The sequence below is a fragment of the Nocardia sp. NPDC051990 genome (assembly GCF_040680755.1).
Taxonomy (GTDB): Bacteria; Actinomycetota; Actinomycetes; order Mycobacteriales; family Mycobacteriaceae; genus Nocardia.
This window is the reverse complement of sequence record NZ_JBFAXH010000008.1, coordinates 224,741-245,012: the sequence shown is the minus strand read 5'-3', so window position 1 is coordinate 245,012 and position 20,272 is coordinate 224,741. Positions and strand designations below refer to the sequence as shown.

The 20,272-nt window shown below is 65.0% G+C and carries 23 protein-coding genes; 7 read left to right on the top strand and 16 right to left on the bottom strand.

Translation table 11 applies throughout. The features are described 5' to 3' along the window. Positions 1-8: 8 nt before the first annotated feature. On the top strand, positions 9-635 hold the full coding sequence (locus tag AB0L63_RS18055; protein WP_364501667.1) for a transcriptional regulator: 627 nt from the start codon (positions 9-11) through the stop codon (positions 633-635). On the opposite strand, the gene AB0L63_RS18050 is transcribed toward AB0L63_RS18055, so the two are convergent. Then, complete coding sequence (locus AB0L63_RS18050; RefSeq protein WP_364501664.1) at positions 632-1,552, bottom strand: NADP-dependent oxidoreductase; 921 nt, start codon at positions 1,550-1,552, stop codon at positions 632-634. The genes AB0L63_RS18055 and AB0L63_RS18050 overlap by 4 nt on opposite strands. Positions 1,553-1,685: 133 nt before the next feature. On the opposite strand from AB0L63_RS18050, the gene AB0L63_RS18045 reads away from it, so the two are divergent. After that, positions 1,686-2,084, top strand: a complete 399-nt coding sequence (locus AB0L63_RS18045; protein ID WP_364501661.1) for a DUF1707 domain-containing protein — start codon at positions 1,686-1,688, stop codon at positions 2,082-2,084. Between the two features lie 87 nt (positions 2,085-2,171). Here AB0L63_RS18045 and AB0L63_RS18040 read toward each other — a convergent pair whose 3' ends face one another. Next, positions 2,172-3,563: a glycine--tRNA ligase gene (locus AB0L63_RS18040; protein WP_364501659.1), complete on the bottom strand. Its 1,392-nt coding sequence runs from the start codon at positions 3,561-3,563 to the stop codon at positions 2,172-2,174. A 195-nt stretch (positions 3,564-3,758) separates the two neighbouring features. Between AB0L63_RS18040 and AB0L63_RS18035 the strand changes: the two genes are divergently transcribed. The 4 genes from AB0L63_RS18035 (at position 3,759) to AB0L63_RS18020 (ending at position 5,997) form a co-directional block, all read left to right on the top strand. After that, entirely contained in the window at positions 3,759-4,109 is a 351-nt protein-coding gene (locus AB0L63_RS18035) for a metalloregulator ArsR/SmtB family transcription factor (protein WP_364501655.1), read from the top strand. Between the two features lie 2 nt (positions 4,110-4,111). Next, complete coding sequence (locus tag AB0L63_RS18030) at positions 4,112-4,546, top strand: Fur family transcriptional regulator (RefSeq protein WP_364501652.1); 435 nt, start codon at positions 4,112-4,114, stop codon at positions 4,544-4,546. A 114-nt stretch (positions 4,547-4,660) separates the two neighbouring features. Then, positions 4,661-5,620: a hypothetical protein gene (locus AB0L63_RS18025; RefSeq protein ID WP_364501649.1), complete on the top strand. Its 960-nt coding sequence runs from the start codon at positions 4,661-4,663 to the stop codon at positions 5,618-5,620. Continuing rightward, entirely contained in the window at positions 5,617-5,997 is a 381-nt protein-coding gene (locus AB0L63_RS18020) for a TetR family transcriptional regulator C-terminal domain-containing protein (RefSeq protein WP_364501897.1), read from the top strand. The genes AB0L63_RS18025 and AB0L63_RS18020 overlap by 4 nt, the downstream gene beginning before the upstream one ends. A gap of 221 nt (positions 5,998-6,218) precedes the next feature. Here the strand turns inward: AB0L63_RS18020 and AB0L63_RS18015 are convergent, their stop codons facing one another. The 9 genes from AB0L63_RS18015 to AB0L63_RS17975 all read right to left on the bottom strand — a co-directional run bounded on the left by AB0L63_RS18015 (position 6,219) and on the right by AB0L63_RS17975 (position 14,159). Further along, positions 6,219-6,824, bottom strand: a complete 606-nt coding sequence (locus tag AB0L63_RS18015; RefSeq protein WP_364501646.1) for a response regulator transcription factor — start codon at positions 6,822-6,824, stop codon at positions 6,219-6,221. Positions 6,825-6,929: 105 nt separating this feature from the next. Beyond that, positions 6,930-8,090, bottom strand: a complete 1,161-nt coding sequence (locus AB0L63_RS18010; RefSeq protein ID WP_364501643.1) for a sensor histidine kinase — start codon at positions 8,088-8,090, stop codon at positions 6,930-6,932. Positions 8,091-8,434: 344 nt separating this feature from the next. Then, positions 8,435-9,214: an ABC transporter permease gene (locus tag AB0L63_RS18005; protein ID WP_364501640.1), complete on the bottom strand. Its 780-nt coding sequence runs from the start codon at positions 9,212-9,214 to the stop codon at positions 8,435-8,437. Position 9,215: 1 nt separating this feature from the next. Beyond that, on the bottom strand, positions 9,216-10,178 hold the full coding sequence (locus tag AB0L63_RS18000) for an ABC transporter ATP-binding protein (RefSeq protein WP_364501637.1): 963 nt from the start codon (positions 10,176-10,178) through the stop codon (positions 9,216-9,218). 84 nt (positions 10,179-10,262) lie between these two features. Next, positions 10,263-10,691 (bottom strand): hypothetical protein, encoded by a 429-nt coding sequence (locus AB0L63_RS17995; RefSeq protein ID WP_364501634.1) that lies wholly within the window; start codon positions 10,689-10,691, stop codon positions 10,263-10,265. A gap of 13 nt (positions 10,692-10,704) precedes the next feature. After that, positions 10,705-11,526 (bottom strand): isoprenyl transferase, encoded by an 822-nt coding sequence (locus AB0L63_RS17990; protein ID WP_364501894.1) that lies wholly within the window; start codon positions 11,524-11,526, stop codon positions 10,705-10,707. Positions 11,527-11,606: 80 nt separating this feature from the next. Continuing rightward, positions 11,607-12,380, bottom strand: coding sequence for a DNA repair protein RecO (recO, locus tag AB0L63_RS17985; protein WP_364501631.1), 774 nt, complete (start codon positions 12,378-12,380; stop codon positions 11,607-11,609). Between the two features lie 326 nt (positions 12,381-12,706). Further along, a complete protein-coding gene (locus AB0L63_RS17980; RefSeq protein WP_364501628.1) occupies positions 12,707-13,306 on the bottom strand; it encodes a TetR/AcrR family transcriptional regulator in 600 nt (199 codons plus the stop codon). Next, positions 13,293-14,159 (bottom strand): alpha/beta hydrolase, encoded by an 867-nt coding sequence (locus tag AB0L63_RS17975; protein WP_364501625.1) that lies wholly within the window; start codon positions 14,157-14,159, stop codon positions 13,293-13,295. Before AB0L63_RS17975 ends, AB0L63_RS17980 begins: the two co-directional genes overlap by 14 nt. A 251-nt stretch (positions 14,160-14,410) precedes the next feature. On the opposite strand from AB0L63_RS17975, the gene AB0L63_RS17970 reads away from it, so the two are divergent. After that, complete coding sequence (locus tag AB0L63_RS17970) at positions 14,411-15,841, top strand: amidase (protein WP_364501622.1); 1,431 nt, start codon at positions 14,411-14,413, stop codon at positions 15,839-15,841. A 78-nt stretch (positions 15,842-15,919) separates the two neighbouring features. Here AB0L63_RS17970 and era read toward each other — a convergent pair whose 3' ends face one another. The 5 genes from era to AB0L63_RS17945 all read right to left on the bottom strand — a co-directional run bounded on the left by era (position 15,920) and on the right by AB0L63_RS17945 (position 20,257). Continuing rightward, a complete protein-coding gene (era, locus tag AB0L63_RS17965; RefSeq protein WP_364501619.1) occupies positions 15,920-16,831 on the bottom strand; it encodes a GTPase Era in 912 nt (303 codons plus the stop codon). Beyond that, the gene (locus AB0L63_RS17960; protein ID WP_364501617.1) at positions 16,824-17,183 is read right to left on the bottom strand and encodes a cytidine deaminase; all 360 of its coding nucleotides are present in this window, start codon (positions 17,181-17,183) and stop codon (positions 16,824-16,826) included. The genes era and AB0L63_RS17960 overlap by 8 nt, the downstream gene beginning before the upstream one ends. Continuing rightward, on the bottom strand, positions 17,180-18,514 hold the full coding sequence (locus AB0L63_RS17955; protein WP_364501892.1) for a hemolysin family protein: 1,335 nt from the start codon (positions 18,512-18,514) through the stop codon (positions 17,180-17,182). The genes AB0L63_RS17960 and AB0L63_RS17955 overlap by 4 nt, the downstream gene beginning before the upstream one ends. Positions 18,515-18,525: 11 nt before the next feature. Continuing rightward, positions 18,526-19,080, bottom strand: a complete 555-nt coding sequence (gene ybeY, locus AB0L63_RS17950) for an rRNA maturation RNase YbeY (RefSeq protein ID WP_364501613.1) — start codon at positions 19,078-19,080, stop codon at positions 18,526-18,528. Between the two features lie 76 nt (positions 19,081-19,156). Further along, on the bottom strand, positions 19,157-20,257 hold the full coding sequence (locus AB0L63_RS17945) for a PhoH family protein (protein WP_364501610.1): 1,101 nt from the start codon (positions 20,255-20,257) through the stop codon (positions 19,157-19,159). Positions 20,258-20,272: the final 15 nt, after the last annotated feature.

The window sequence follows — 20,272 nt, the reverse complement described above, 5'->3', positions numbered from 1 at the left end:
CTGCCCACATGAGTCCCACGGCACACATCGGTCTTACGGCGCATCTGGAAGAGCTCGGATATACGCTGGTGGTCAGCCAGCTGGCGCATCCGACTGTGGCGGGGATCGCCAAAGGCGATCTGCCCGAACCGGTTTTCCGGTCCTGGCTCGAACAGGACTATCTGTTCCTGCTGGACTATGTGCGGGTGTTCACCCGGCTGGCCTGGCAGGCGCCCGCGTCACATCTCGGCGATCTGGTGGATCTCGCGTACGCGACATATCACGAGGAACTGTCCCTGCATCGGTCGCTGGCCGCCGAATTCGGCGCGGATCTCGACGGTGCGACGAAGGGAGCGCCGTGCGCGGCCTACACCGCATTCCTGCTGGAGTCGGCCGCGTCCTACGCCGACGGGCTGGCGGCGCTGTATCCGTGCATGTGGGGGTATTCGACCCTGGGCGCGATCCTCGCCGAGAATCCGCCGCCGGAACCCCGCTACCGGCGCTGGGTCGACACCTATGCCGATCCCGGATTCGCGGCGCTCACCCGCCGCTGCGGGCAGATGCTCGACGAGGCGGGTGGCGATCCGGCGCGTGCGGAAGAGCTTTTTCTCGAGGGCATGCGCCACGAAAACGAGTTCTGGAACGTGCCCACCTAAGGGTGCAGCACGATCTTGCCGCGCGTGTGGCGCTGCTCCAGTTCGCGATAGGCGTCCTGGACCCTGTCGAGCGGATAGACGGCCGCGATGGGGACTTCCACCGTGCCCGCGGCGGCCAGATCAGCCAGTTCGGCAAGCACATCGATGGTGCCCGCCGCGGCATTGCCATCGGTCTGCACGCCATATCTGTCGGCGGCCTCGAAGTTGATAATCGTATCGATGCGTTCGGGTGGAATGCCGAGTTCGATTGCGAGATCGACATATTCGGCACCGAAGGTGTCGATGAACGCGTCCACACCGTCGGGGGCGGCCGCACGGATCCGGTCGATCAGCCCAGCGCCATAGGCCACCGGCACCGCCCCGAGCTTGCGCAGCCAGTCGTGATTCACCTCGCTCGCGATGCCGAGAACCGTTGCGCCCCTGGCCCGCAGGAGTTGGACGGCGATCGAACCGACGCCACCCGCGGCACCCGAAACCGCGACCGTTTCGCCTGCTTGCGGATCAACTGCCTGCACGGCGGCGAAAGCTGTTGTCCCCGCGACATACAACGCTCCGGCGACATCCCAATCCAGTTTCGCTGGCTTCAGCGTCACCTGCGCGGCGGGCACCACCACATGGGTGGCATGACTGGCCCGCTCCTCGGTGAATCCGACCACCTCGGCTCCGACCTCGAGCCCGCCGACGCCGGATCCGATCTCCACGATCCGACCCGCGAAATCGGTCCCCTCACCCGAAGGAAATGTCGCGGGCCACTGCTCGTGCAGCGCACCCGAACGGATATACCCCTCCCCCGGGTTGATGCCGGCCGCGACGACCTCGACGACGACCTGACCAGGTCCTGCCTTCGGCGTCGGTACCTCCACCACTTTCAGTTCTTCGATTCCGCCATAACGATCGAACTTCACAGCTGTTGCCATGTCCGGCTCCCGCCTACTCGATGACATACCGCATATCGCCCGTTAACCGAGTAACCCCGCCGGATATTTCCATCCACCCGATGATTCTCGAGACAAACTGCCACGGACGGCTCCAGCCTCTAAGCTGACACCCGTGGGTCAGGAAAGGCTGCGCGCATCGGACGCAGACCGGGAGAAGATCGCCGAACAATTGCGGGTGGCGATGAACGACGGCCGGTTGTCGCTGCACGAATACGACGATCGTCTCAAACAGGTGTACGCCGCCAAAACCTATGGTGAGCTGACTCCGCTGCTGTCGGACCTCCCCGTACCGCGCAAAGCGGTCTCCGCGACCCAACGAGTGCCGCAGTGGGTCATCATCATGTGGATCCCATGGGTCGCAGTGAACGCATTGTGCCTCACGATCTGGGTGGCGACCGGCGCCGGATACTTCTGGCCGTTCTGGGTCGCGGTGCCCTGGGGCTGCGCGCTGCTGATCCCGAGCGCGATCGGGCTGCTCCTCCAGTCGAACCGGAAACCGGGTACATGCTGAATTCACCTGCGGCGCAGGTAATCCGGTAGCCAACGAGGTACGAAAACGCCCTGTCGCGGCGCGACAGGGCGTTGCTCGTTATCGAATTCAGACGCCGATGAGATGCTGTGCCAGATAGCCTTCGACCTTGTCCAGCGCGATCCGCTCCTGCGCCATTGAATCGCGCTCGCGGACGGTGACCGCCTGGTCATCGAGGGTATCGAAGTCGACCGTGATGCAGAACGGCGTGCCGATTTCGTCCTGGCGCCGGTAGCGGCGGCCGATGGCGCCGGCATCGTCGAATTCGACATTCCAGTTCTTGCGCAGCCGCGCGGCGAGATCTTTCGCCTTCGGCGTCAGATCCGCATTACGCGACAACGGCAGCACCGCCGCCTTGACCGGTGCGAGCCTGCGGTCCAGCCGCAGACTGATGCGCTCCTCCATGACGCCCTTGGCATTGGGCGCCTGGTCGACGGTGTACGCATCGACCAGGAACGCCATCAGCGAGCGGGTCAGACCGGCAGCGGGCTCGATGACATACGGGGTGTAGCGCTCATTGGTGGTCTGGTCGAAGTAGCTCAGGTCATTGCCGGAATGCTCCGAATGGGTCTTCAGGTCGAAGTCGGTGCGGTTGGCGATGCCCTCCAGCTCACCCCACTCATTGCCCTGGAAGCCGAAGCGGTACTCGATATCGGTGGTGCCCGCCGAGTAGTGCGACAGCTTGTCCTTCGGGTGTTCGAAGAGCCGCAGGTTCTCCGGGTCGATGCCGAGGTCGGTGTACCAGGCGAACCGGGTGTCGATCCAGTACTTGTGCCACTCCGCGTCCTCGCCCGGCTTGACGAAGTACTCCATCTCCATCTGCTCGAACTCACGAGTGCGGAAGATGAAGTTGCCGGGGGTGATCTCGTTGCGGAAGCTTTTGCCGATCTGCGCGATGCCGAACGGCGGCTTCTTACGCGCGGTGGTCATCACATTGGCGAAGTTGACGAAGATGCCCTGTGCGGTTTCCGGGCGCAGGTAGTGCAGACCCTCTTCGGACTCGACCGGGCCGAGGTAGGTCTTGAGCATCATGTTGAAGTCACGCGGTTCGGTCCAGCGACCGACGGTGCCGCAGTCGGGGCACGCAACCAGCTCCATCGAGACGGAGTCCGGGTCGTCGATCTTGTGCTTGAGCGCGTAGGCCTCCTGCAGGTGGTCCTGCCGGTGCCGGTGGTGGCAGTTCAGGCATTCGACCAGCGGATCGTTGAAGACACCGACGTGGCCGGACGCGACCCACACCTGACGCGGCAGAATCACCGACGAGTCGAGGCCGACCACATCCTCGCGGCTGGTGACCGTGGAACGCCACCACTGCTTCTTGATGTTCTCCTTGAGCTCGACACCGAGCGGACCGTAGTCCCACGCCGATTTGGTGCCGCCGTAGATCTCACCACACGGGTACACCAGACCCCGACGCTTGGCGAGGTTGGCAACGGTGTCCACCTTCGACTTGGGTGCCACTCGAGAATTCTCCATCCACTACGAGCCGGATTCGATTGCGCCGAGTCGCTCGACCCGGCGGAAGATTGCCCTCCAGCCTATCGGCACCGGCCAACCGGTTTTGCACCGCACACGCCTTGCCTATCGGCACGCTCGTTTGACATGCGCAACTGTGCATATCAAAATGGAATCGCTTTCCAATAAGGAGTTGGTTCGATGACTGCCGAGACCGCCACCGTCCATCCGCACAACCCGTACCGATCACCCGCTCCCGCGCCGGTGCCGACACGGAGCGTACTGGAGGACGCGGGCGAGCTGCTGCGCGCCCTCGCCGCCCCGGTGCGCATCGCCATTGTGCTCCAATTGCGCGAATCGCCGCGCTGCGTACACGAATTGGTCGATGTCCTCGGCGTCACCCAACCATTGGTCAGCCAGCATCTGCGGATTCTCAAGTCCGCGGGCGTGGTGCACGGGGAACGTTCCGGACGCGAAGTGCTGTACGAACTCGTCGACGACCATCTGGCGCATATCGTTGTCGACGCCGTGGCCCATGCCGAGGAAGGGTGACCGTGCCAGATAAGACAGCCTTGCCGGAGAAGCCGGTCGGTGTTCGCAGCACCCGACAGCGCAGCGCGATCGCCGCGCTGCTCGGGGATATCGAAGAGTTCCGCTCCGCGCAGGAGTTGCACGACGAATTGCGCCGCCGCGGCGAGGGCATCGGGTTGACCACGGTCTACCGCACCCTGCAGTCACTCGCCGATGCCGGACTCGTCGATGTGCTGCGCACCGACTCCGGCGAGTCCGTCTATCGGCAGTGCTCCACCGGACATCATCACCATCTGGTCTGCCGGCACTGCGGACGTACCGTGGAAGTCGAGGGACCGACGGTCGAGGCATGGGCCGAAACGATCGCAGCCGAACACGGATTCACCGAGGTCAGCCACACCATGGAGATCTTCGGCACCTGCTGTGAATGCGCCGACGTGGACCGCTCGAAATTGTGATGACAGTCACATAGTTAACGGTGCTCGCGTCCAAGAAGATTTCACTGCATATCACCTGACGTCCGGACGTTTCCGGGCGTCGCGCACTGAGATCGAAATCTTCTGGGAGGCAGCGTGCGATCGACTATTTTCGCGGCGGACAGACACCGGAAAATCACCACCATCGGAGCGGCCGTACTCATCGGCAGTTCCGCCCTACTCATGACGGCGTGCGACGACAAGGACACCAAGTCGGGGCCGACCACGACGGCGTCCGCACTGAACACCATCGGCCAAGGGCAACCAGGGGCGAAGAACGGCCAATCGACCGTCCGCGCCATCGGCAAGACCGGATGGTACGAGGGCTTCGATATCACGGTGGACAAGGCGACCGTGGTGCCCGACGAATTCAGCGGCGCCAGGGTGCTGATCGATATCACCTATAAGAACACCACCCCCGACAACAAGACGATCAGCAATAACACCTACCTGCAGGTCGACAAGGAGGTCGACGGCGGGGCGAGCTTCGACTCGCCGACCGTGCCCGGAAAGGGTTCGGCCACCGGCAAAGTCACCACCTCGGTCAAGACGCTGCACGATGCCGAGCACCTGCTCGACACCATTACGGTGATCTACGGGCAGGCATCGGATAACCAGACCAAAATTCCACTCAAAGCCTCGGCTCAGGTCGAGGGTGTCGCACCGAAGACGCTGAATGTCACCGGCAAGCTGGTGCAGGATCAGACAACGATCGAAATCAGCGGCGGCACACTGGCTCCGAGCTACACCAAGAACGAGCGCGACAAGATGGATCTCTCGTTGCACATCAAGATCATTGGTGGCCCCGGGATCTCTGCGGGCGGACTGAATGTCTTCCACGACTACTTCACGGTGAAAACCCCGGACGGCCAAACGATTACCGCCGATATCCGCGGGCCGATCAACGAGCTGCTGAATACCAACGAAACCATCGACAATGCGAAGAATTACGTCATTTTCGTGGTTCCATCCCCGGCCACCGGCACCTATGTTGTGGCCTACGACGCGAAGCAGGGTGAGGGCAGCGCCCCGAACTCCTCCTTCACCATCTCCTGACAACCGGACGACGCGGGCCACCACTACCGAAAAGTGGTGGCCCGCAGTCGATTTCGAGGCAGTGCGGGATCAGACGGCGACTGGATCGTCGGAGCTGGGCGCTGGCACTGGTGCATCCGGAGGCGGCCGAGTACGTCAAGGATGCCGTGCGCGCGATGCGTGATCGGTGGTCCGAGTACGTCGAGCGCATGGTGGAGGTCGGCTGGCTACCGCCCGATACCGATATCCACGCCGTCACCACGGCGATCGTCGGCCTGGTGCCGGGGTTCATGTTGCAGCACTTGATCGTCGGCGATCCCGATCCGGAAACCCTCGCACGCGGCGTAGCGATCCTGCTGCCTTATGGCGAGCCCGCCGTCCAGCCGGTCGATTCCTAGACATCGCATATCCAGTCATTGCCTCGCATAAGGCACAGAGACTGTTGCCGAATTGGCGCGGTTTTCAGCCTTGACCCAGGTCATGTGCCTGTATAGGCAGCTGAGGCGAAATCATGCCCACTGCTTGATCCTTCTGTGCGAGGGCGGTGCGACGGGCAGAGTATTCGGCAACAGGCTCCACCCCCTGTGTGAAGTAGTCACTGCCTGTGCGGACTCGGTGGTCAGAGCCAGCCGAGGCGTTCGGCGGCGCGGACGGCTTCGGCGCGGGTACTGGTTCCGGTTTTGCCGATGGCGGATGAAAGGTGGTTGCGGACAGTGCCTTCCGACAGGTGTAGCTGTTTGGCGATGGTGCCCGCGGCGGCACCGTCGGCCGCGGCGGCCAGGACCTCGCGTTCGCGGGCGGTCAATGGCGAGGTGCCAACGGTCAGGGTTTCGGTGGCGAGGGCGGGATCGACAACGCGTAGGCCCATGTGGACGCGACGCACCGCATCGGCGAGTTCGCGGGCCGGAGTGTCCTTTACGACGAATCCGCTTGCGCCCGCGTCGATTGCGCGCCGCAGATAGCCGGGGCGGCCGAAGGTCGTGACCATGAGGATGCGGACATCTGGGTGGGCGGCGTGCAGTTGCGCCGCGACGGCGATGCCGTTCATGCCTGGCATTTCCACATCCAGCAGCACCACATCGGGTGTGGTGCGCGCGACCGCGTCCAGGACTTCGTCACCGCGACCGACCTCCGCGACAACGTCCAGATCAGATTCCAGACCGAGGAGTGCGGCAAGTGCGCCGCGGACGAGCGCTTGGTCGTCGGCGAGCAAGACGCGGATCATGCGACATGGTCCTTCGGGGACAGGAACGGGTCCGCGGGTGCGGTTTCGGCTGAACCGTGGCGGACAATGCCGCGAAAACGCGAAATGTACGGAACCATTTCCGGATCACTCGGGCACCGTTGCACGCACACGAACACCTCCCTCGGACGACGACAGTGTCAATGTTCCCCCGGCGGCCCGCACTCGTTCGCGCAGGCCGGACAGTCCGGATCCGGAATCTACGGTCCCGAGCCCGCGACCGTCGTCGACCACCTCGATGCTGGAATCGGTCACGGTGACCGTGCAGTGTCGGGCGGCACTGTGCCGGATCACATTGGTGATCGCCTCGCGCAGCACCCAACCGAATAATTCGCTGTGGGGCGTATCAGGTACCGCATCCAGCAGTGTGGCGTCGATATCGGCGGCCGCCAGTGCGGTCCGCGCATTGGCCAGTTCACCGCGCAGCGACACCTCGCGCAGACCGCCGACGGTTTCCCGTACCTCGGCCAGCGCCTCCCTGGCCAGCCGCTCGACATCGGCCATCTCAGCCTTCGCCCGCGTCAGATCGACATCGATAAGGCGTTGCGCAAGTTCGGTTTTCACCGTGATCACGGTCAGCGAATGGCCGAGGATATCGTGCACGTCGCGCGCGACCCGGTTGCGCTCCTCGACGATCGCGAGCTCGGCCTGCTGCCGTCGGGCCAGTTCGGCCAACCGCTCGCCGCGCAGGCCGATCTGCCTGGCCCCCCAGATCACGGTGGGCACGAAAGACACATAGAACGGCACACTGGACAGGCTCGGCAACGCCACCGGCACGAGCAACATCGCGACCGTCACCGTGAGCGCCACATAGCCGGATTCGCGCGAGGGCATATGGAAGATCGCGATGACGCCGACGAAGGTCAATGTCGCTAACGCGATCGCGCCGAGCAACGTCATCAACCCCGCGCTGCACGCCGTCATACCGGCGAGCACCGCCCATATGCGCCAGTCGACGGGACGCTCCACCAACGGGCTGGTGCCGAAGGCTTGTCGGAAAGCGATGAAGGAACCGACGATCAGTACCGCGTACGCGAGCAAAGCCGCAGTCGCCAGACTCGCTGTCGGCTGATCCGCGCGCTGCCAACTCTTGATGACCGGTCCGATCATGAACGACAGCCACGCGACGGACATGAGCCCGCCGAACCATCCGCGCCGCTTCCCGGTCGCGCTGAGTCCGCCGTCCTGGACCACCCGATCGAGAAAATCGGATGTCGCAGCCCCCCGCAGTGCGGACTTCATACCCATCGCCGTTCCCGCCCCGCCAGCGCGCACACCGAAACCTGATCCCGGTTGCGCGCACAGTGCTCGATCACAAGGGACGACGCTACCGAACGGGCAGCCACAGGTACTCCCGGCAGCGCCCGAACCACTCGCACCGCATCACCGCACGGCCCGGCTCCGGCACCGCACATCATCTGATCACCCCACACGTCATCACCAAGCGGCGACCCTCCCCACCGCATACCGCCCGGCAAACCCACGCCACATCATCAAGCGTCTACGCGCCCGCGCCTCGCATCGTGTGGTCGATCCGCACGACATCGCACCAGCCGCCTCGTCTCTCCGACAGGCGGCTGGTGCCTGATGGTTCAGCGTGCGATGTCACGGCGGAACAGGATGGCCGCGCCGCCGACGAAGATCGTGGCCCAGACGACGACATTGAGGATGCCCAGTGCGATCGATCCTGCGCTGGTGTCGCCGAAGGGCATGCGGGCCAGAGTGGCGACACCGTTGGTCGGGAAGATCTTCGAGACCGTCTCGAACCAACCGTGCAGCGGCATGAACAGACCGCCCGCGAAGGACAGCCCGGCGAGGGCCGGGCCGAGCAGCTGCATGACGTTCTCCGAGGGCAGCAGGTAGCCGACGAACAGGCCGAAGGCGGCGAACACCAGCGAGGAGATCCATGCCAGCAGGAAGCAGCTCACCCAGGCGGTGACCGTCAGGTGGGCGCCGAGAACCCCGCCGACGGCGAAGACCGCAGTGACCGAGACCAGGCCGAGCACCATCGCGACGGTGACCTTGGTGGCGATATAGGCGACGGAACGCAGTGGGGTGAGCCGCAATTGGCGACTCCAGCCCTGTGCGCGTTCGATAGCGACCATCGCGCCGCCGCTGGTGGTGGCCAACATCGCGCCGTACACCGCCATGGACACCATGACATAGCCGGTGACATTGCCGGAGCCGAAAGACTGTGTCTTGTAATCGGATTGCAGGCCGAAGATGACGAGGAACAGCGGCGGCACGACCAGCGTGAAGATCATGGTGCGCCGATTGCGCAGCATGCGCCGCAGTTCCAGGCGCAGGAAGCCGAGGCTGAAGCCGCCGAGCGGAATACGCACCGAAACCGTTTGTGGAGCAAGAGTTGTCATATCAGTTGTCTCCGGTAGTGAGCGCCAGGAACGCGGATTCGAGGTTGTGCGAGGTGATTTCGAGATCGAATGCAGCGGTCTCGGTGAGCAGATAACGGGCGATGGCGTCGGAATCCTTGGTGTGCAAGATGATTCGGTCAACGCGCAGTGCCACATCGTCGACACCAGGGACCGCGAGCAGGCGGGCCGGATCGGCGCCGGGCAGGGTCGCGCTGACGGCGCGCCCAGCGACCAGGTTCTTGATCTCGGCGGCACTGCCGTCCGCGACTACCCGGCCCGCTCGCACCAGCACGATCCGGTCGGCGTACGCATCGGCCTCGTCGAGGTAGTGGGTGGCGAAGACAACGGTGCGGCCGCGATCGGAATCCTCCCGCATCGCATTCCAGAACTCCCGGCGCCCTTCCACATCCATGCCGGTGGTCGGCTCGTCGAGCACGACGAGGTCCGGATTCGGCAGCAGTGCGAGCGCGAACCGCAGACGCTGCTTCTGCCCGCCCGAGCATTTGCCGACCAGCCGTTTGCCGATATCGGCGATACCGGCGCGAGCGAGCACCTCATCGACCGAATGCGGATGCGCGTGCAGCGTGGCCACCAGCTGCACGGTCTCGGCGACGGTCAGATCCGCCAGTAGTCCACCGGATTGCAGGACCGCCGAAATGCGGCCCGTCGCAAGCGCTTCCGCCGGTGTGCCGCCGAAAACCCGGACGCTGCCCGAGTCCGGCGTCGCCAAACCGAGCAGCATATCGATGGTGGTTGTCTTACCCGCGCCATTAGGGCCGAGGAAGGCCACGATCTCGCCGGGCGCGACCACCAGGTCGAGTCCGTCGACGGCTTGCACCTCGCCGCCGCCAGGGAGCCGGAAGCTCTTGTGCAGATCGCGCAGTTCGATCGCGGACGACGCCCGGTGCCTGCCCGAGCCGCCCGCCGCGGCGAAGATGGCCGTGGATGTCAGTGCCGATGTCATGACTCAACGGTCACCCGAATCAGGGTCCGGTACCTCGCATGAGTGTCACGAAGCCGACATGACATCTGTCATGCGGTCAGCGGCTCAGGGCAACAGTCCCTGCCTCGCCTTACCCGCCCCGGACAGCACGAGCATCAGCATGGTGGCCAGCGCCTGGTCGTCCAGACCAGCGGCCGGAAAGGTGTAGCGCAACATGACATCGGCCTGGTTGCCGCGGGTGATCAGCGTGATCGAACCGAACTGAATCGCGCTGTTGCGCTCGGCGACACGCTTGTGCAGCTGCGTCTTGAGCGGCCGGTCCCAGGCCAGCACGCAGGTCAGCGTCAGCACGTCCAGACCGGGTGCCAGGGTCACCGCGCGCAATGAGCACAGCGCGCCCTCGTATTCGAAACCGAGCGAACCCTCCGGGTCGACGCGCACATCGACGTCGTAGAGCGATAGGCAGGCGCCGGCGCGGGCCTGTAGCTCTTGTTCGGGGGTGACTGCTGCGTCCATATCGATGCTGCCGTTCATTTGCTGCCGCCGTTCACTTGGTCCCCCCGAAGCGACGGTCACGCGAAGCGTACTGGAGACAGGCCTCCCACAAGTTGCGCCTGTCGAAATCGGGAAAGAGCGTGTCCTGGTAGACGTATTCGGCGTAGGCGGATTGCCAGATGAGGAAGTTCGAACTGCGGAATTCGCCGGAGGGGCGCAGGAACAGATCGACGTCCGGCATATCCGGCTCGTCCAGGTATTTGGCGACCGTCGCCTCGGTCACCCGCTCCGGATCGATTTCGCCTGCGGCCACGCGGCGCGCTATTTCCTTTGCCGCATCGGCGATTTCGGCGCGACCACCGTAGTTGACACACATGGTGAGGGTCATCACCGTGTTGTCCTTGGTCAGCTCCTGCGCGGTCTCCAGTTCCTTGATCACACTGCGCCACAGGCGCGGTCGCCGCCCCGCCCAGCGCACCCGCACACCCATCTCGTGCATCTCGTCGCGACGGCGGCGAATGACATCCCGGTTGAACCCCATGAGGAAGCGCACCTCATCCGGGCTGCGCCGCCAGTTCTCGGTGGAGAAGGCGTAGGCCGAGAGCCACTTCACGCCGATCTCGATACAGCCCTCGACGGTATCCATCAGGACCGCCTCGCCGCGCTCGTGCCCCGCGGTGCGCGGCAGCCCGCGCTCCTGCGCCCAGCGCCCATTGCCGTCCATCACCAGCGCCACATGTTTGGGCACCAATTCCCGCGGCAGTTCCGGCGGTGTCGCCCCCGATGGATGCGGTGACGGCGGCCGGATGGTGCGTTCGGCACCCGACCGTGCACTGGTCGAGCTGGTCGGCGCGGCAGAGTCTCGACGGAGGATCACGGTTCCTATCCTGCCTGATGGTTGTGGAGAGATTGTGCGGACCACCTGATCGGATGCACTGAACAGGTCGGTGCCGTTCAGCCCGCCTGCCCAGCGGTCGCCGGCTCCGCATCGGTCGAGCGCGACCGCTCGATCAGCGGCAGCGTGCGCAGCTGACGTTCCAGGTGCCACTGCAGGTGCGCCGCGACCAGGCCGCTGGCCTGTCTGCGGATCTGATCGGGGACCTGCTCGACGTAGTCCCACTCCCCCTTCAGCAGGGCGATCAGCAGGTCGAGCACGCCCGGGGCCGGAGTGGCCGAACCCGGCGGGCGGCAGTGCACGCAGACCGCACCGCCCGCCGCAACATGAAACGCACGATGCGGGCCGGGGGTGGCGCAGCGCGCGCATTCATCCAGTGCAGGGGCCCAACCCGCAAAGCCCATGGCCCGCAACAGGTATGCGTCGAGAATCAGCTCGTGCGGGCGCTGTTTGGCGGCAATCGCCCGTAGCGCGCTCGCGGTCAACGCATGCAGCTTCGGCGCGGGCGCGCGCTCCTCACCGGCCAGCCGCTCCGCGGTCTCCAGTACCGCGCAGGCGGTGGTGTAGCGCCCATAGTCGTCGACGATATCGGCGGCGAATGCCTCCATGGTGTGCACTTGGGTGACCGTGTCGAGATTGCGCCCCGGGTGCAGCTGCACATCCACATAGGCGAACGGCTCCAACCGCGCCCCGAACCGCGACTTGGTCCGCCGCACCCCCTTGGCCACCGCCCGCACCAACCCGTGCTGCCGCGTCAACAACGTGACGATGCGATCCGCCTCGCCCAGTTTATGCTGGCGAACCACAACCGCCTCATCCCGATACAACCGCACCTGCCCATCCTGTCACGAATGGCCGACGCCCATCGTCAGGCGCGAGCCTGGAATCAACTCGATCGCACTCGACGCGACGACCTGGGGTCCATACGCGCTCTGCCCATCCGCGCCTCGTCGGAACCACGGCACGAACCAATACAGTGGTGGACAATTACGCTAATTAAGGTAAATCAAACTCTAATTAGGGTTTCTACGACGGAGGTGAGGTATGGACAAGCCGACAACCATCGTCGGACGCGACCGGCAGAGTTCACCTCACACGAGTCGCACAACCTATGCGAGGAAACCGCTGGTTATGCGACACCCGCGCAACCGCGCATACGTCAGGTGCGGAGGATGCCGCCGATCAGCAGCATCAGGGACTGTTGTGCCTGTGCTCGGGCGGCGTCCTTATCCGCGGCGTGCGCAACGATCAGCCCCGCCTCGGAGACCGCGCTGAAGATCAACTGGGCCAGGACCGGAACCGGCGCATCGGCGATCAGTCCAGCGTCGCTGGCGCGTTCCAATTCGGCGATGACCAACCCCAGCCCGTGGCGCGCCTCGAATTCGCGAAAGGCCTCCCAGCCGAGGACGGCAGGGGCGTCGTAGAGGGTGATGCGGATCATCTCGGGGCGCTGGCAGATGTCCAGGAAGACATTCAGACCGATGGCCATCGAGGTGAGAAAGTCGTCGGGATTCCCTGCGCCGATGGCGTTTTCGATTTCCTGGGTGCTCTCGATCTCTATTTGTTCGAGCACGACGAGGAACAGCCCGCGCTTATCGCCGTAATGGTGGTGCAGGGCGCCGCGGGTGACGCCCGCCTCGGTCACGAGTTCCTCGGCCGAGGTCGCCGCGAAACCGCGCTCGGCGAACAACCGGCGACCGGCCTGCTCGAGCGCGGCTCGGGTGGCACGGGAGCGATCCTCCTGACTACGGCGTTGCATGCAGCCGAGTGAACTCCAGAATCGTTTCGGAGAGCAACTCGGGCTGATCTTCGGCGAGGAACGTATAGGAGTCGTCGATGAATTTCAGGGTGGCGTTCGGCAGTTCGGCGGCCAAGCGTTCCGCGAACGACACGGGGAAGATCTTGTCCTCGCGCGCCCAGACGATCAGCACCGGAACTCGCACCGATGGGAATCGGGTGGCGGCGTCGAGGGTGTAGCGGCGATGCACGGTCTTCAGGAACCGGCGCAGATCCTTGCGGATCGCCGCCGAATTCCGGCTCGGCAGCAGGTAGGAGTCGGCGATCTCCGGCGGTACCGGGCGCTTGGTCACCCAGCCGAAGGCGATCGGCAGCCGGTGCAGCGCACGAATGCGCAACAACTCGGTCAGTGGCCGGAGCGAGCCGGGCATCCGCGCCAGCACCGGCAGGGCCGCGAACAGAGGCGGGAAGAACGCCTCGTAGGCGTCGCATGAGGTCAAAACGACGCGGCCGATCCGCTCCGGTCGACGGGTCAGCAACAACTGGGTGATCGCGCCGCCGGTGTCATTGGCGACGACAGTGACGTCGGTGAGATCGAGTCGATCCAGAAAGTCGGCGGTCAGATCGGCGACCCCGGTGGGCGTGAGATCCGCTGCGGGGACGGGGATTTCGTGTGAGCCGAGCGGCAGGTCCGGGCTGAGACAGCGGTACCCCGCCGCCGCGATCACGGGGACGACCTTGCGCCAGAGATCAGAGTTGACGAGCAGGCCGTGCACGAACACAACGGGCGCACCCTTCCCCGTGTCGTGATACCGAATGCGGCCGCCGGGCAGATCCACCTCATGCGTGCGGCCGAGTGACGTACTGATTCCCATGGTTCCTCCAGGTGTTCGCAGGTTCCATCCACGTTACATACATACAGTATGTATGTCTACGGTGGACTGATCTCGCGAGCACATGGGCGACTCACCAGGTGCGCCCAGAACTCAGCTGGATGCTCAACCGCCAGCCCGCAACGGCACTGTCGAGGCTCCCACCGGTCGGCCTGAGGCGCGGGGAGGCGCAGGAGCCGGTTGACCAGATCGCACGCTAACGTGCAACGAACGACGAAGGAGACTGAGCTCACATGACGGTGTCGGACCCCACCCTGCGCCCATCGGAAACCGCCGAACTCGGCCTCGCGGACTTCGCAGCCGCCCTCGCACAGAGCAGGATCAGCTCCGTGGCGGCGGTCGGCGCCGCCCTGGGCCGGATCGAGGCGAGCCAGCCGACACTGAACGCCTTCCGCATCGTCCGGCGCGAAAAGGCACTCGCCGAGGCGACCTCGGCCGACGAACGCTTGGCCGCCGGCGAACGACTCCCGCTGCTCGGCGTGCCGATCGCGATCAAGGATGATACCGACATCGCCGGTGAGCCAACGGCTTTCGGCTGCGGCGGCGATCTCCCGCCGAAAACCGAAGACGCGGAATCGGTGCGACGGCTGCGCGCGGCCGGTGCGATAATCGTCGGCAAGACCAATACCTGCGAACTCGGCCAACTGCCATTCACCAGCGGTGCCGCCTTCGGCCACACTCGCAACCCGTGGGGTGCCGAGCACACCCCTGGCGGCTCATCCGGCGGTTCCGCGGCCGCCGTCGCGGCCGGATTGGTACCCGCCGCACTGGGTTCCGACGGCGCGGGCTCGGTCCGCATCCCGACCGCATGGACCAATCTGGTCGGCATCAAACCACAGCGCGGGCGCATCTCCACCTGGCCGGCGGCCGAGGCATTCCACGGGCTCACCGTGAACGGGCCGCTGGCACGCACCGTCGCCGATGCCGCACTGCTGCTCGACATCGCTGCCGGACCACATCCCGGCGATCTGCACACCCCCGAACCGCTCACCGTCTCCGATGCCGTCGGCCGCGATCCAGGACGGCTGCGCATCGCCCTCTCGCTGCGAATCCCGTTCACCGCCACCAGAACCGCGCTGCATCCGGAGGTCGAGGTCGCGGTGCAGCGCATCGCCACCACACTGCGTCGCCTCGGTCATACGGTGACCGTGTCAGACCTGCATTACGGCATCATGATCGGCGCGTCCTTCCTGCCGCGCTCACTGGCAGGGGTCCGACACGTCTACGACAGAATGCCTGGCGTGCAGGTGGATCCACGCACGATCGCGAACGTCCGGTTCGGGCGTGCGCTCAGCGGACCCGCACTGTTCGCGGCACGGCAGGCGGAAACGTTGCTGCACAAGCGAATCGGCGGTTTCTTCCGCGACTACGATCTGGTGCTGGCCCCGACCACCGCGACTCCCCCGCCGCGCGCCGAGGAGATCGACGGCATCGGTGTCAATGCGACCAACGACCTCATCACGGCCGCCTGCCCGTATACCTGGCCCTGGAATGTACTCGGCTGGCCCGCGGTGAATGTCCCCGCGGGTTTCACTGACACCGGCCTGCCGGTTGGCGCACAACTCATGGGTACCGCGAACACCGAGAAGCTCCTGGTTTCCGTTGCGGCACAACTGGAATCGGAACTCCACTGGGAGCGCCATCGTCCCGAACCCTGGTGGTGAGGTCAGCGTTCGAGACTATCGATCTGAATCGGTGCGTCAGCAGCGGCATCGGGATATCACATCCCATGATTTCCGCCATCAGAATCCGAGCTTGCCGAGCTGTTTCGGGTCGCGCTGCCAATCCTTGGCAACCTTGACGTGTAGGTGCAGGTAGATGCGGACGCCGAGAATGTGTTCGATCTGTTTGCGGGCGTTGGTGCCGACCTCTTTGAGGCGGGCGCCGCCCTTGCCGATGATGATGGCCTTCTGCGAGGGACGTTCGACGTAGAGCAGGGCGTGCACGTCGAGCATGTCTTCGTTCTCCTCGCGTGGGAGAACCTCTTCGATGACCACGGCGAGCGAATGTGGGAGCTCGTCGCGGACGCCTTCCAGGGCGGCCTCGCGGATGAGCTCGGCCATGAGGGTTTCCTCGGGCTCGTCGGTGAGCTCGCCGTCGGGGTAGAAGGCCGGGCCCTCCGGCATTTTCGAGGCGATCACGTCGACGAGAACCTCGACCTGTTCGCCCTTGACGGCAGACACGGGCACGACATCGTGGTCCGGGCCGAGCAGTTGCGACAGCGCCATCAGTTGTTCGGCGACCTGGTCGCGACTTACCTTGTCGATCTTGGTGACCACACCGAGCAGGGTGGTCTTCGGCGCCATCTGCTTGATCTGCTGCAGAATCCATTTATCGCCGGGTCCGATTTTCTCGTCGGCCGGAATGCACAGCGCGATCACGTCGACTTCGGAATACGTATCGCGGACAAGGTCGTTCAGCCGCTGGCCGAGCAGGGTACGTGGCCGGTGTAGCCCCGGGGTATCGACCAGAATGAGCTGGGCGTGATCGCGGTGCACGATCCCGCGGATGGTGTGGCGGGTCGTCTGCGGGCGCGAGGAGGTGATGGCGATCTTCTGGCCGACCAGCGCATTGGTGAGCGTCGATTTGCCGGTATTCGGACGACCGACGAAACAAACGAAGCCGGAACGGAATTCGGTGGACTTATCAGCCACCCTGCACCTCCGCGCCCACAGCGTCGTCGACGATCTCGAAGACCGCACCCGAACGATCGGTGAAGACGATGCGCGCCTCGGGCGAAACCTCGCGCACCGCGAAAACACCGGCATCCGACAGCCTGCCACCGACGACCACGGCCGCCTCGAATCCCTCTGCGCCACTGGAGATCGCGGCCGCGACGGCGGCTTGCAGTGCGGTCAAGCGCAGGGACTCCAGGACGACATCACCGGACGCGTAGGTGCGGCCGTCGGTATCGCGGATGGCCGCACCCGAGCTGCCGCCGGTACGGCCGAGCGCCCCCTTGGCCAGCACCACGAGTTTGGTGTCCTCGGCATCCAATTCGGTCATTCGCCATCTCCGTTCGCATCACGATCGGGCGGGACTTCCCGCTCCGCTCCGTTACTCCTGCGCTTGCCGTTGGCATTCTCGGCCTGCGATTTCTCCGCCGCCTTACGCACCACGACGGTATGCACCCGCACCCGTCCCCGCGCGTCCGCACCGCCTTCACCACGCAGCACCAAGCCGTGCACGACGGCTTTGGAGCCGGGCAGCGGCACCCGGCCCAGTGCGTGCGCGAGCAGGCCGCCGACGGTATCGACGTCCTCCTCCTCGATTTCCAGGCCGTACAGCTCGGCCAGATCGTCGACCGACAGTCGCGCCGAAACTCGGTAGCGGCCCTCGCCGAGATCCTCGACGGGTGGGGTTTCGTCGGTGTCGTATTCGTCGGCGATTTCACCGACGATCTCCTCGAGCACATCTTCGATGGTCACCAGGCCGGCAATGCCGCCGTATTCGTCGACCAGTAGCGCCATATGGTTTCTGCGGCGCTGCATTTCGTCGAGCAAGCTGTCCAGTGGTTTGGAGTCGGGCATGAACACGGCTGGACGCATGGCGTCGCGTACCTGCACCTTGCGGCTTCTATCCGCGTAGGGCACAAGATCTTTCAGGTACACCACGCCGAGGATATCGTCGACGTTCTCGCCGATCACCGGAATGCGTGAGTGCCCACTGCGGACCGCGAGCGACATCGCCTGTGCCGCAGTCTTGTCCGCCTCGATCCAAACCATTTCGGTGCGCGGCACCATGACCGCGCGGGCCGGGGTGTCGCCGAGTTCGAACACCGACTGGATCATCCGGCGTTCGTCGTCGGCCACCACGCCACGTTCACTGGCCATTTCGACCACTTCGCGCAGCTCGATCTCGGATGCGAAGGGGCCGTTGCGAAATCCCTTACCGGGGGTGATCGCATTACCGATGAGAATCAGCAGTCTGCTTACCGGACCGAGTACCGTGCCGATGAACTGCAGCGGCAGCGCCGAAGCCAAGGCGATGGAGTAAGCGTGCTGGCGACCGAGTGTGCGTGGACCGACCCCGATCACCACATAGTCCACCAGCACCATGACGGCGGCAGTGAACAGCAGCGCCCATTTGTCGTTCCACAGCGGGATCAGCGCCGCCGCCAACAGCACCGTCGCGCAGATCTCGCACAGAATACGAAGCAGCACAAGCAGATTCACGTATCGCGGCCGGTCGGCCACGATCCTGGTCAACCGCGCCGCGCCGGGCCGCTCCGCCCGGACCATATCGTCGAGACGCGCCGGTGAGATGGTGTTCAGCGCCGCATCGACTCCGGCAAACACTCCGCCGACTGGGACGAGCAGAATCGCCAGCAGGATCATGGTCAGCGAATTCACGCGGGGCCTAGCGCCTCACCGGGGGTTGTGAAACCGGCCTTCCCCAGCAGCCGGGCGTCGCGTTCGGCCAATTCGGCGCGCCGCTGTGCCTCGCGCAGACTCTCGTACCACTCCTCGAGCAGCCGCGCCTGCAGCGCGAACATCTCCTTCTCCTCCTCCGGCTCGGCGTGGTCGTAGCCGAGCAGGTGGAGCACGCCGTGCACAGTGAGCAGGGCCAGTTCGTGATCGAGCGAATGTCCGGCCTTGCGCGCCTGGCCCGCGGCGAATTCGGGGCACAGCACGATATCGCCGAGCATGGACGGACCGGGCTCGGCGCTGTCGGGGCGACCACCGGGCTCCAGTTCGTCCATGGGGAAGGACATGACATCGGTCGGGCCGGGTAGGTCCATCCAGCGCATGTGCAGATCTGCCATGGTGTCGAGATCGACCAGCACCATCGACAGCTCGGCCGCCGGATGCACATCCATCCGGCCGATCACGAATCGCGCGACACTGACCAGGTCTTCTTCGGGTATGTCGATACCCGATTCGTTGGCGATCTCGATGCTCACCTGAACAGGGTATTCGGTGTGCCGGGGGCCGCGCCGCGCGGCTCTCGGCGCGGCGGGGCTGGAGATGTCCGTCGCACTATCGCCGATCTGCCCGGCTCGCGGCGCGACGCTGTGCGCGATTGCCCGGATAGTGCGGTCCGACCTGGGTGACCCGCTCGGCCTCGGCCCGCTCGTAGGCGTCGACAATATCGGAGACCAACCGGTGCCGAACCACATCGCTGCTGGTGAGCGTGGCGAAATGGATGTCAGCAATGCTGGTGAGGATCTCACTCGCGGTACGCAGCCCGGAGCGCGCGCCATTGGGCAGGTCGACCTGGGTGACGTCACCGGTCACCACGATCTTCGAACCGAATCCGAGCCGGGTGAGGAACATCTTCATCTGCTCGGCCGTGGTGTTCTGCGCCTCGTCGAGAATGATGAACGAATCGTTCAGGGTCCGACCGCGCATATATGCCAGTGGGGCGACCTCGATGACACCGGCCGCCATCAGCTTCGGAATGGCCTCCGGATCCATCATGTCGTGCAGCGCGTCGTAGAGCGGGCGCAGATACGGGTCGATCTTCTCGTTGAGCGTGCCGGGCAGGAAGCCGAGCCGCTCGCCCGCCTCGACGGCGGGTCGGGTGAGGATGATCCGGTTGACCTGCTTGGTCTGCAATGCCTGCACGGCCTTGGCCATCGCCAGGTACGTCTTGCCGGTGCCCGCGGGCCCGATGCCGAACACGATCGTGTTGGCGTCGATGGCGTCGACGTAGCGCTTCTGGTTGAGCGTCTTGGGCCGGATGGTTTTACCGCGCCGGGACAGAATGTCGAGGCTCAGCACCTCTGCCGGGGATTCCGACGAACCCTCGGTGAGCATGGATACGGTGTGGCGCACCGCCTCCGGGGTCACCACTCGATTGCGGCCGGTCAGCGCGACGAGCTGCTCGATCACCCGCTCGGCGAGCGCGACATCGGCCGCCTTGCCGGTCAAGGTGACGGAATTGCCGCGGACGTGGATGTCCGCATCCAGCAGCTGCTCGAGTTCACGCAGGTTCTGGTCGGCCGAACCGAGGAACGGGAACACGGATTCGGGAGCGAGTTCGATACTGGAACGCACGGTACGTGCTGCGGGGCCCGAACCGTTGTCCGCACCACCGTGGATGGAAGCTGACGATGGCGGCTGGGTGGGTGAGCTCATGCCTGCCGCGGGTCT

What these genes read in the sequence shown, in the direction of transcription:
- AB0L63_RS17975 (WP_364501625.1), bottom strand. Translation starts at nt 14,159, where the DNA reads ATGGGAATCAGTACGTCACTCGGCCGCACGCATGAGGTGGATCTGCCC.
- AB0L63_RS17960 (WP_364501617.1), bottom strand. Translation starts at nt 17,183, where the DNA reads ATGACCGAATTGGATGCCGAGGACACCAAACTCGTGGTGCTGGCCAAG.
- AB0L63_RS18035 (WP_364501655.1), top strand. Translation starts at nt 3,759, where the DNA reads ATGACTGCCGAGACCGCCACCGTCCATCCGCACAACCCGTACCGATCA.
- AB0L63_RS18005 (WP_364501640.1), bottom strand. Translation starts at nt 9,214, where the DNA reads ATGACAACTCTTGCTCCACAAACGGTTTCGGTGCGTATTCCGCTCGGC.
- AB0L63_RS18050 (WP_364501664.1), bottom strand. Translation starts at nt 1,552, where the DNA reads ATGGCAACAGCTGTGAAGTTCGATCGTTATGGCGGAATCGAAGAACTG.
- AB0L63_RS17995 (WP_364501634.1), bottom strand. Translation starts at nt 10,691, where the DNA reads ATGAACGGCAGCATCGATATGGACGCAGCAGTCACCCCCGAACAAGAG.
- AB0L63_RS18055 (WP_364501667.1), top strand. Translation starts at nt 9, where the DNA reads ATGAGTCCCACGGCACACATCGGTCTTACGGCGCATCTGGAAGAGCTC.
- AB0L63_RS18010 (WP_364501643.1), bottom strand. Translation starts at nt 8,090, where the DNA reads ATGGGTATGAAGTCCGCACTGCGGGGGGCTGCGACATCCGATTTTCTC.
- AB0L63_RS17970 (WP_364501622.1), top strand. Translation starts at nt 14,411, where the DNA reads ATGACGGTGTCGGACCCCACCCTGCGCCCATCGGAAACCGCCGAACTC.
- AB0L63_RS18000 (WP_364501637.1), bottom strand. Translation starts at nt 10,178, where the DNA reads ATGACATCGGCACTGACATCCACGGCCATCTTCGCCGCGGCGGGCGGC.
- AB0L63_RS17945 (WP_364501610.1), bottom strand. Translation starts at nt 20,257, where the DNA reads ATGAGCTCACCCACCCAGCCGCCATCGTCAGCTTCCATCCACGGTGGT.
- AB0L63_RS18015 (WP_364501646.1), bottom strand. Translation starts at nt 6,824, where the DNA reads ATGATCCGCGTCTTGCTCGCCGACGACCAAGCGCTCGTCCGCGGCGCA.
- AB0L63_RS17955 (WP_364501892.1), bottom strand. Translation starts at nt 18,514, where the DNA reads ATGATCCTGCTGGCGATTCTGCTCGTCCCAGTCGGCGGAGTGTTTGCC.
- AB0L63_RS17980 (WP_364501628.1), bottom strand. Translation starts at nt 13,306, where the DNA reads ATGCAACGCCGTAGTCAGGAGGATCGCTCCCGTGCCACCCGAGCCGCG.